9 protein-coding genes are annotated in these 8917 nt (G+C 70.8%); 2 read left to right on the top strand and 7 right to left on the bottom strand.

Features of this window, described 5'->3' with window-relative positions; all coding sequences use genetic code 11:
• On the bottom strand, window positions 1–939 hold a 939-nt coding region (locus PKY62_RS10670; protein ID WP_324536763.1), incomplete at its 3' end, for a LamG-like jellyroll fold domain-containing protein.
• A gap of 434 nt (window positions 940–1373) precedes the next feature.
• Between PKY62_RS10670 and PKY62_RS10665 the strand changes: the two genes are divergently transcribed.
• Both PKY62_RS10665 and PKY62_RS10660 read left to right on the top strand, forming a co-directional pair.
• A complete protein-coding gene (locus tag PKY62_RS10665) occupies window positions 1374–2048 on the top strand; it encodes a hypothetical protein (protein ID WP_324536761.1) in 675 nt (224 codons plus the stop codon).
• A gap of 99 nt (window positions 2049–2147) precedes the next feature.
• The gene (locus PKY62_RS10660; RefSeq protein ID WP_324536765.1) at window positions 2148–3092 is read left to right on the top strand and encodes a cold-shock protein; all 945 of its coding nucleotides are present in this window, start codon (window positions 2148–2150) and stop codon (window positions 3090–3092) included.
• A gap of 67 nt (window positions 3093–3159) precedes the next feature.
• On the opposite strand, the gene PKY62_RS10655 is transcribed toward PKY62_RS10660, so the two are convergent.
• From PKY62_RS10655 to PKY62_RS10630, 6 genes are all read right to left on the bottom strand, one after another.
• The gene (locus PKY62_RS10655; protein ID WP_324536759.1) at window positions 3160–3651 is read right to left on the bottom strand and encodes an SRPBCC family protein; all 492 of its coding nucleotides are present in this window, start codon (window positions 3649–3651) and stop codon (window positions 3160–3162) included.
• Window positions 3652–3777: 126 nt separating this feature from the next.
• Window positions 3778–4326 (bottom strand): hypothetical protein, encoded by a 549-nt coding sequence (locus tag PKY62_RS10650; RefSeq protein WP_324536758.1) that lies wholly within the window; start codon window positions 4324–4326, stop codon window positions 3778–3780.
• 82 nt (window positions 4327–4408) lie between these two features.
• Window positions 4409–5683 carry an ATP-binding protein gene (locus tag PKY62_RS10645; RefSeq protein ID WP_324536756.1) on the bottom strand — a complete coding sequence of 425 codons (1275 nt, stop codon included), beginning with the start codon at window positions 5681–5683 and terminating at the stop codon, window positions 4409–4411.
• A 136-nt stretch (window positions 5684–5819) separates the two neighbouring features.
• Window positions 5820–6143, bottom strand: coding sequence for a thioredoxin (gene trxA / locus PKY62_RS10640; protein WP_324536754.1), 324 nt, complete (start codon window positions 6141–6143; stop codon window positions 5820–5822).
• A 186-nt stretch (window positions 6144–6329) separates the two neighbouring features.
• A complete protein-coding gene (locus tag PKY62_RS10635; protein WP_324536752.1) occupies window positions 6330–6968 on the bottom strand; it encodes a DUF3024 domain-containing protein in 639 nt (212 codons plus the stop codon).
• Window positions 6969–7231: 263 nt separating this feature from the next.
• Complete coding sequence (locus tag PKY62_RS10630) at window positions 7232–8497, bottom strand: ATP-binding protein (protein ID WP_324536750.1); 1266 nt, start codon at window positions 8495–8497, stop codon at window positions 7232–7234.
• Between the last annotated feature and the right edge of the window lie 420 nt (window positions 8498–8917).

The following is an 8917-nucleotide window of genomic DNA, read 5'->3' as shown; positions in this document are numbered from 1 at the left end:
CCGCACCTCCTCAGGAGGGGTCGAGCCGGTGCCGCTGCTCACGCGCGCGAGCTTCGCGCGCAGCGAGATGGCGCCTTCCTCTTCGACCTCCACCGCCCGCCCGTAGGCGGACTCTGCCGCCGCGAGGTCGCCGCGCGCGGCCGCGGCGTCGCCGGTCAGCTCGTCGAGGAATCGGCCGGTCTGGCCCGCGTGTCGCGCGGTCCCGAGCACCCCCTCGAGGGACTTGAAATCGCCCCGCGCCGCGTAGCTCGCGACGAGGCGGCAGCCGCGGTAGATGCGCATCGTGTCGGCGCTCCCTCGGATGCCGTCGAGGTCCCAGACGAAGGTGACCTTCACCCACCGTCCCACCGGGACGGCACTCGTGTTGAACGCCGGGTCGACCGCTCGGTGCGGCGTGCCGCTGCTGTCGTTGATCACCATGAACAGGCCGGCGGGCCCGGACACGCCGTCGCCCCACGCAGCCGTGAGGCCGTAGTTGGTGCACGAGTCGGCGCGAGGAGCGGGGTTGTGGACCGCGGCGCTGCTGCACCAGGCGTCCTGGAAGTCGTACGGCTGCTCGCCGAACACGCCGGCCAGCGGTGTCACGTAGGGGACCGACGACACCATGTTCTTCTTCAGCCACACCGAGACGGTGCCCTGGCTCCTGTCGGCGCCGAAGAAGTCGTCGCTCGACATCAGCAGCAGCGACTCGTCGTCGACGACGCCGATCGAGCGCCCGAGCACACCGGGCCGGTAGACCGGCGTCCCGATGACGTCGAAGTCGGCGCCCACGAAGCTGTGCGTGGTGCTCCACGGCCCGTTGAGGTGGTTGGCGAGCACGACCCGCGGCTCGGGGGCGCCGCCCGCGACCGCGCTGCCCCCTCCCAGGAGGGGCACGGCGAGCGCGACGGAGATCGCGACGACGAACGCGCGCAGACGGTTCGGTGAGATGCGTTGCATGATCCTTGTCCTTCCACTCGTGTCACGCGGGCCCTGGTGCAGGGTCGTGGCCCGAGGAGCGCCCGCCACCCTCTCGACGGGCTGCCCGAGGATCAGGTGGCTGGTGCTCGTGCAGCTCGGCGCCAGCGGGCGCCGGCCGCAAGCGGTCAGGCCGCGCGTCCCGAGAAGTGCTCCGCGTCGATGGCGCCTGGGCTCCGGTCGCCGTGTGCGCCACCCCCGACTTCCACGGTTCTCCGGCGCCGACGGGGAGGACAGGGCCGTTGGTCCCTCGCGGCGGGGTGCGAGGAAGTCCGGAGCTCCGCGAGCGCCGGCGGGGTCGACATGGTGGACGTTCCGGAGCGCTACGCGTGCGGGGGAGCGCCCCGTTCTACCCACCCGGCCGACGCTGCACGAAGTGTGGCGTCGCGTTCGCACGGCACGGTAGCGTCCGATCTGTGCGGACGTCGACGCGTTGGCTGGTCTCCGCCGGGCTGCTCGGTGCTGGTGCGGCTCTGCAGGCTGTGGCTGTCCGGCTGGCCTGGCTACCGTGTGCGGGGCAGGGCATCGACGCCTTCTCCCCGGAGTGCCTGGGTGCGATGGACGGCACGAGCCCGCTGCCGGTGATCATCGAGCCGGAGGTGCTCGCGCTGCCGGAGGTCCTCTCGATCGGTGCGATGGTGGTGCTCTCGCTCGCCTGGCTGGTCCAGCTGCCGAGCATCCGGACCGGTTGGCTCCCCCGGGCGGCCCTGGCGGCCCCGTCGCTCCTGGTGCTGGCTGCGGCGCTCACCCTGGCCATCGACGCACCGGTCGGGGCGCTCCTGGTCGCGATCGACGCGGCGTCGGCCGTGGCGCTCATCGTCCTGTTCGCTGCTCGGTTCCTCGAGCCCGACGGGCACCGGGTGCGGTACGCCATCGTGCTGGCGGGTGCCACGGCGACAAGCTTCGCCCACCTGATGCTCGAGTACTCGTTGGCGGTCGGTCGCAGCGACGCCGACTGGGACGTCCCGCCGAACACCGGCTACGTCACGGCCATCGGCCTCGCGCTCGCGGCTGCGGTCGTCGCCGGTTGGGACCCGGCCGCCCGGGCCTACGAGCACCTCGGGTCCGCGCCGGCGGAGGCATCTGTCTGACGATCCCCCGTGCGAGCACCGTCTGGCGCCGGGCGCGTCTCGTAGTCCCGTCGTGGACACTGGGTGAACACCGACCGTCGCTTCGACAAGGAGTCCGCCGTGCCCGAGGGAACCGTCCGCTGGTTCGACGCCGACCGGGGGTTCGGTTTCATCGCCCTCGGGCAGGACGCGCAGGACCTGTTCGTGCACGCGTCCGAGATCGTCAGCGACGACGCGACGAGGCTGCTCCGGGAGGGGCAGGTGGTCGAGTTCGACATCGGCGAGGGGGACCGCGGCCCGCAGGCACGCCGGGTGCGGGTCACGGGCGACCAGGCCGCGGACGCACCGTTGGGCGTGCTCGGCACCGTGGCCTGGTACGAGCCTGCCAAGGGGTACGGCTTCGTCACGCCCGACGGCGGTGGTGCCGAGATCTTCGTGCACAGCTCGGCCATCGTGGGTGGCGGCGTGGTCTCGGAGGGACAGCGGGTGGCGTTCCTCGTCGTCGACGGGGAGAAGGGCCCGCAGGCGGAGCACCTGCTGCCGTTGGGGGCACAGGCCGCCCAGCAGGCCGTCGCGCCCGACGGGGCGGACGGCACCGTGTCCTGGTACGACGGGGGCAAGGGCTTCGGGTTCATCACCCCCGAGTCGGGCGGCCAGGATGTCTTCGTCCACGTCCGGGAGCTGGCCGGCGGGCTCACCGAGCTGGCCGAGGGGGACCGGGTGACGTACGACGTCGCCGCGAGCGAGAGGGGCCCGCAGGCGCGCGACGTGCGCCTCGCGCGCGGCTCGACACCTCGGGGCGTACCCGTGGCAGCGACGACCCGGGGTCGGTCGGGGCACCAGGGGGCATCCGACATCCCGGCCCGCGGTGGCGAGGGCGAGGTCGTGCGGTACGACCCGGAGCGGGGCTTCGGGTTCATCGCCCCGGACGCGGGAGGCGCGGACCTGTTCGTGCACGTCTCGGTCCTCGGCGGCGCAGAGGCGCTGCAGCAGGGTGATCGGGTCCGCTTCCAGGTGCGACAGAGTGATCGAGGACCACAGGCCGACCGCGTCGAACGGGTGTGAACGGGACGGAGGTCCGCGCGGAGCCGGTGCTCAGGAGTGTCACGGCCCCGCCGCACGGTCCGCCGGATCAGGCGGTTGACGAAGCCCGGCCCTCGACGCCGGTCTTGATGGCCGCCAGCATGCCGTGCATCTTCTTCGCCATGACCGCCGCACTGACGGACTCGAGGAGGTTCTGCCACCAGCCGAGGTGCTCCTCGAGGACGACGAAGGTCAACGCCGTGCCCCCGTCGTCGGGCTTGAACAGCCACGTGAAGACCGGGCCGTGGGCGACGTCCTTGGTCCGTCCCGCGAAGCGCACCCTCGCGTGCGCCTCGCTGACGATCCGCTCGTCGGGGACGAACTCGGTGAACTCGCGCTCGATCTGCTCGACCATCATCCCCTTCGCGAACCTGCCCACGATGTGCGCCGTGGTGCCGACACCATCCGGTGTCATGGCGACGTCGGTGACCTCGAGCTCGGGCCATCCCGCGAAGAGGTGGTGCGGGTCGCGGCAGCACTCGAAGACGTCGTGCACCGGGGCGTCGATCACGGTCTCGAAGGTGCGAGTGAGATCCGTCATCACCAGGCCTCCTTCCGGCCTCGCGGGGACGCTTCTCCGCAGCTCCAGCCTACGTCCGCGGACCGGCTCCGGGGCGTGCGGACGCCACGGCGTCGTGGGGTCGTCGCCCCTACCCTCTTGGGCGGATCAGACCTCTCGCCCGTAGCCGAAGACGTGCAGGCTGACGACGTCGATCTCGCGTCGGGGGTCGCCGAAGAACGAGCCGAGGCGGGTCAGGACTCGGTTGTAGGGGTGCTCGCGGGCGATGCCGGCCTCGTTCCAGTTGGCGTTGGGGACGACGAGGAACAGGTGCTGGGCGTCGGTGGCGATGTGGGTCTTCCACAGGTCCTTGAGGTCGTGGTTGTTGGTCGTCGTGCCTCCGCGCTCGACCTCCGCGATGATGCCGCGGCCGGGGCCGAGGGAGTAGACGAAGTCGGGTCGGGCGTGGGTGACGAACCCGTCCTGCGGGGTCAGGACGACCTCCTCGCGGAAGCCCAGGTGTTCGCGGAGCATGGCCGCGACGATCGTCTGCACGGCGCTGGACTGGGCGCGGTGGATGTGGACCAGGTCGATGGTCGGTGACTCAGCTGCCAGGTGGGCCGCGAGCTCGTCGGCGAGCGCGTCGACGCGGCTGAGCTCGGCGCTCTCGGCAGTGTCCAGCGCGCTGCGCACGAAGCGCGCGTGCCGAAGGTCCATGGCCGCGAGCTTCGCAGCTGCGGTGTGTGGAAGCTAGGGCCGATCAGGGCACCGCGGGGGAGGGCGCGTCGAGCCGACGCGATCAGGGCCCGAGCAGCGCTGCCGGGATGACGGCTATCCCGTCGGGGCGGCGGTAGGCAGCCGGTCCTGTGGTGATCACGGCGGCGTCGAGGAGATCGTCACCGACCTGTTCGCGCAGCCAGTGCAGGTGGCGGACGTCTTCGTCGCCCGCGACTGCCGCGAGCTTCACTTCCAGGGCGACCATGCGTCCGTCGTCCCTGGTGACGATCAGGTCGACCTCGTGATCGCCGCGGTGGGTGCGCAGGTGGCTGACCTGCGCGTCGGCCGCTTCGGCATAGGTCCGTACGCCCAGGGTGACGAGGCTCTCGAACAGGGCGCCGAGGAGGGTGCCGTCCCGGGGGACCGGTGGGCTGTCCGGGTTCGGGCTGTCGAGCAGCGCACCGGCGCCCACGCCGAGGAGCCGTGCCGCGAGGGCTGGGTCAGCGAGGTGATGCTTGGGTGCCTGGCCGAGTGAGGCCATGGGTGAGCGCGTTCCGGTCCACGCGGGGACGGTGTCGAGCAGCCACATCCGATCAAGAGTCTCGCGGTAGGCGATCGTCGTCGTCTTCGCGGGCTTGTCTCCATGCCCTGCCGTCGACGCATCGAGGATCGTGTTGTAGGACGCCGTCGTCGACGTCGCAGCCGCATAGGCCTTCAACCATGCGCGCAGCGTTCGAGGTCGGCGCACGACGTGTCCCAGCTCAGCGAAGTCGTGCTCGACGATGGCGTCGAGATAGCCGTTCAGGCCGGCTGCACGCGTAGGCGCGGGCAGGGCGCGCAGCCCGGGGAAGCCGCTCGTGACGATCTCCTCGGCGTACTCCGCCAGACCGACAGGACTCTCGCCAGCGATGGGCGGCCCTACGCCGGAGAGCAGGTCTGCGAGTGACACGGTGGGTTCGACGAGCCCTCGCTCGGCGAGGCTCATCGGGCGCAGTCGCAGGCGGACGATGCGGCCGGCGCCGGTGTGCGTGGGAGCGGTGGTGGGTGTCGCGGACCCGGTGAGCAGGTAGGACCCGGGGGCGGCGCCGGCGTCGACGGCTCGGCGGACCTGGTCCCATACGGCGGGATACAGCTGCCACTCGTCGATCAGGATCGGGGTGGGAAGGCGTGAGAGTCGGTCACGGTCCGCCTCGATCAGCACACGTTCGGTGGGGTCGTCGAGTGCGAGGACGGTGGCGGCGCGCCGGGTCGCGGTCTCGGTCTTGCCGACCGCCTTGGGACCGTCGATGACCACGGCGGGCAGCCCAGTGAGGAGTCTGTCGAGCTGTGTGTCGAGGACTCTGCGTGCGTATGCCACGTCGCTACGCTACCGCTCTGGTGGGTCTTACGCTCCCGTATCGACGGTTTAAACACTACCGTTTCGTGGCTGCCGCTAGGGCCGAGCCCGAAGTCCCCACGCCATGGCGACCGGTCTCCACGACCGTCGCGGGTGCTCAGTGCGCCGAAGCGAGCGCCGCGTCGATCGCGCCGGCCAGGACCGGCTCGGGCTGGGCGCCGACGATCGTGCGGACCGTCGTGCCTCGGTGAAGCAGCACGAGCGTGGGGATGCTGCGTGCGTCGAACTGGGTGGCGGTGCGCGGGTTCTGGTCGACGTCGACCTTGACGACCTTGACCCGGCCCGCGTAGCGATTCGCGAGGCTCACGAGCACCGGCGCGACCTGCCGGCACGGCGCGCACCACGGAGCCCACAGGTCCAGCAGGACCAGGTGACCGGTGTCGAGCGCAGCCGCGAGCTCCGCATCGGTGACGGGGACCACCCACGGCAGCGCTGCCTTGCAAGAGGCGCAGCGAGGGCTTCCTTTCGTTGCGACCGGGACGCGATTCTTCGTGCCGCAGGAGGGGCACGCGGTGACCTGTGGTGCCATGGCTCCATCGTCCCACTCGGCCTGGGCTCGGGCCGGGCGGGCCCGGAGCCCGGCGGTGGGCGCGTCGAGATGACGCGATCAGTGCTCGAGTGGCGCTGCCGGGATGACGGTGATCTCGTCGGGGCGGCCGTAGGCAGCCGGTCCTGTGGTGATCTCCTCGGAGTACTCCGGCGGGCCCGCTTGGCTTGCGCTCCCATATCGGCGGTTCACACGCGACCGTTTCGCGGCTGCACTGACGGCCGACACCGAAGCTGCAACGTCATGCTGCGTCGAAACCAAGCAGAGCAACATCGCGATCAGCCCCAGGAGATCACCGTCGAGTCCCGCTCGATCTCCTCCAGCAGCTCGGCCGCCCATGGGCTCGGCGCGGTCGTACCGGTGGAACCTCAGGTTCCGGTCCCGCCAGTAGATCTCCCACAGCCCCGTGGTCTTCGTGTGGCGCCGGCGTGCGATCGGGAACCGCGTCCACTGCGGCCCGACGTCCTCGCGCCATGGGGGCCGGGTCTCCACGATCGTCAGGTGCCGTGCCGTGCCGTGCCGTGCCGTGCCGTCGACCTCGACCTCGACCTCGACCTCGACGCGGACGGTGGCGGACGAGTCGCAACATCCCACCAAAGTCGAACTGCTACCAAACCGCAGGTCAGCGGCTTGCGAGAAGCGTGTTCCTCGACCGCCGCCCACGCCAAAGGGCCCGCCACCTGCGAACTCGCAGGTCACGGGCCCTTCGTCACGCGGAGGATGGGGGATTCGAACCCCCGAGGGTGTTACCCCAACACGCTTTCCAAGTCGTTCGAGGGGGTGACGAGGCCAGGTGGTTGGGTGCGTCGGTGCCGGTCATCGCGGTGCGCGGGTCTTGACGGACCCGGCCGGCGGGATCGATATGGAGGCCGACTGCTACCGAGACTGCTACCGACGCTCAAGCTCGTGGTCGCCGCCGTTCGGGCTTGCTGACCCGCGTGCGCCGTGGTCCGCGAGCTTGTCTACTCGGCGGTCCAGAGTCGGTCGACGGGCATGGCGTGCAAGCGGTCCTCGAACGTGTAGCTGCGTTCGCCGGTGTAGAGAACGGTCCCGGCCAGGAAGGCGTCGCCGAGCGTCTCGCGCAGCTTGCGCAGGCCACGGAAGTCGTCGCCCGGAACTCGCCCTGCGGCCTTGACCTCGAACGCCACCACCCCGCCGTCATCGCGCTCGATGACGAGGTCGACCTCCACGCCGTCGTAGGTGCGCCAGTGCCCCACGCCCGCGATTCCGTCCATCCATGAAGCCTCCTTGAGCAGCTCCGCGACGACGAATGTCTCCAGGAGGTGGCCGAGCTGGGTCAGCGACGTCGGGTCGCGGCGGGCGAGCTTGTCCGGGGTAAGGCGCAGGAGCCGTGCGGCGACGCCAGGGTCGAGGACGTGGATCTTGGGCGCGTTGGCCGACCGGCTCGTGAGGGTGGTTCCCCACGCGGGAAGGAGCTGGATCAGGAAGACGCTCTCCAGGAGCCGGATGTAGTCGCGCGCGGTGTGGGGGTCGATGCCTGTCGCGGTGGCTGCTGCGGTGGTGTTGAGAACCTGGGCGGTCTGACCGGCGAGGCGTTCGAGGAGGGCCGGCAGGGCCCGCGCCTGGCGTACCTTGCTCAGCTCGCGCACGTCGCGCTCAAGGGTCAGGCGGATGTAGTCGTCGAACCACCGGTTGCGCGCGGACTCGCTGCGTCGCGCGAGGGCGAGGGGGAAGCCGCCGCACGTGAGCCGCTCGAGGTAGTCCTGCCGCGAGGTCGTCGATGCGCGGCTCTCGCCGGCCGTCGACGCGGCGAGCAGCCTGCCCAGCAGATCGGGGCGCGCGGCTTCGAGCTCGGCCTGCGCCAAGGGGTAGACGGTCATCCGATGAAGTCGGCCGGTGAGGGCTTGGGCGGCGGCGGGCAGGGACTCGTGGCGGGCGGAGCCGGTCAGGACGAACTGCCCGGGGCGGGTGGAGCGGTTGAGCCGTGCCTTGATCGCGTCGAGGACCGCAGGGGCGTGCTGGTACTCGTCGATGTAGATCGGGCTGTCGCTCTGGATCATGGTCGAAGGGTCGGCCGCCACAGCATCGCGGGTCGCGGGGTCGTCGAGGTCGAGCACCTCACCGCCGAGTCGCTGGGCGAGCTCGCGGAGTGCTGTCGACTTGCCGACCGTGCGGGGCCCCTCAAGGAGCACCACGGGCTCGTCGCTCAAGCGGGCGAGGGCGACGTCGACGATCCGTCGATCGACGAGCTGTCCGACGGTGTCCATGGATGCGAGTCTAGTGTGAGCTCCTGATTTCGCAGGCACTGAACCCCTGATTTCGAGCAGGTTGGGCCCCTGATCTCGAGGGTGCCGGGGCCCGGATCTCGAGAACGCAGCTACTGCGGCGACGTCGCCGGTCAGGACGCTGCTACGTTCCGTCCTCTCGAATCGACCCGGACCTCGTCGCGCAGGCGCTCAGGGGCCCGGGTGGCACACGTCGCAGGCGGTCGTGGTCCCTCGCCAACATCCCATGTCTGGCGAACTGCTACCGGACCGTGCGTGAGCGGGCTGCCCAGAAGCGTGTTCCTCAACAGGAGGAGAACTCAAGAGGCCCATGACCGGCATCTCTGCAGGTCACGGGCCTCTCGGCGGCGGAGGATGGGGGATTCGAACCCCCGAGGGTGTTACCCCAACACGCTTTCCAAG

The organism is Actinotalea sp. (genome assembly GCF_035443605.1).
Lineage (GTDB): Bacteria > Actinomycetota > Actinomycetes > Actinomycetales > Cellulomonadaceae > Actinotalea.
This window is presented reverse-complemented; position numbering and strand designations above follow the sequence as displayed.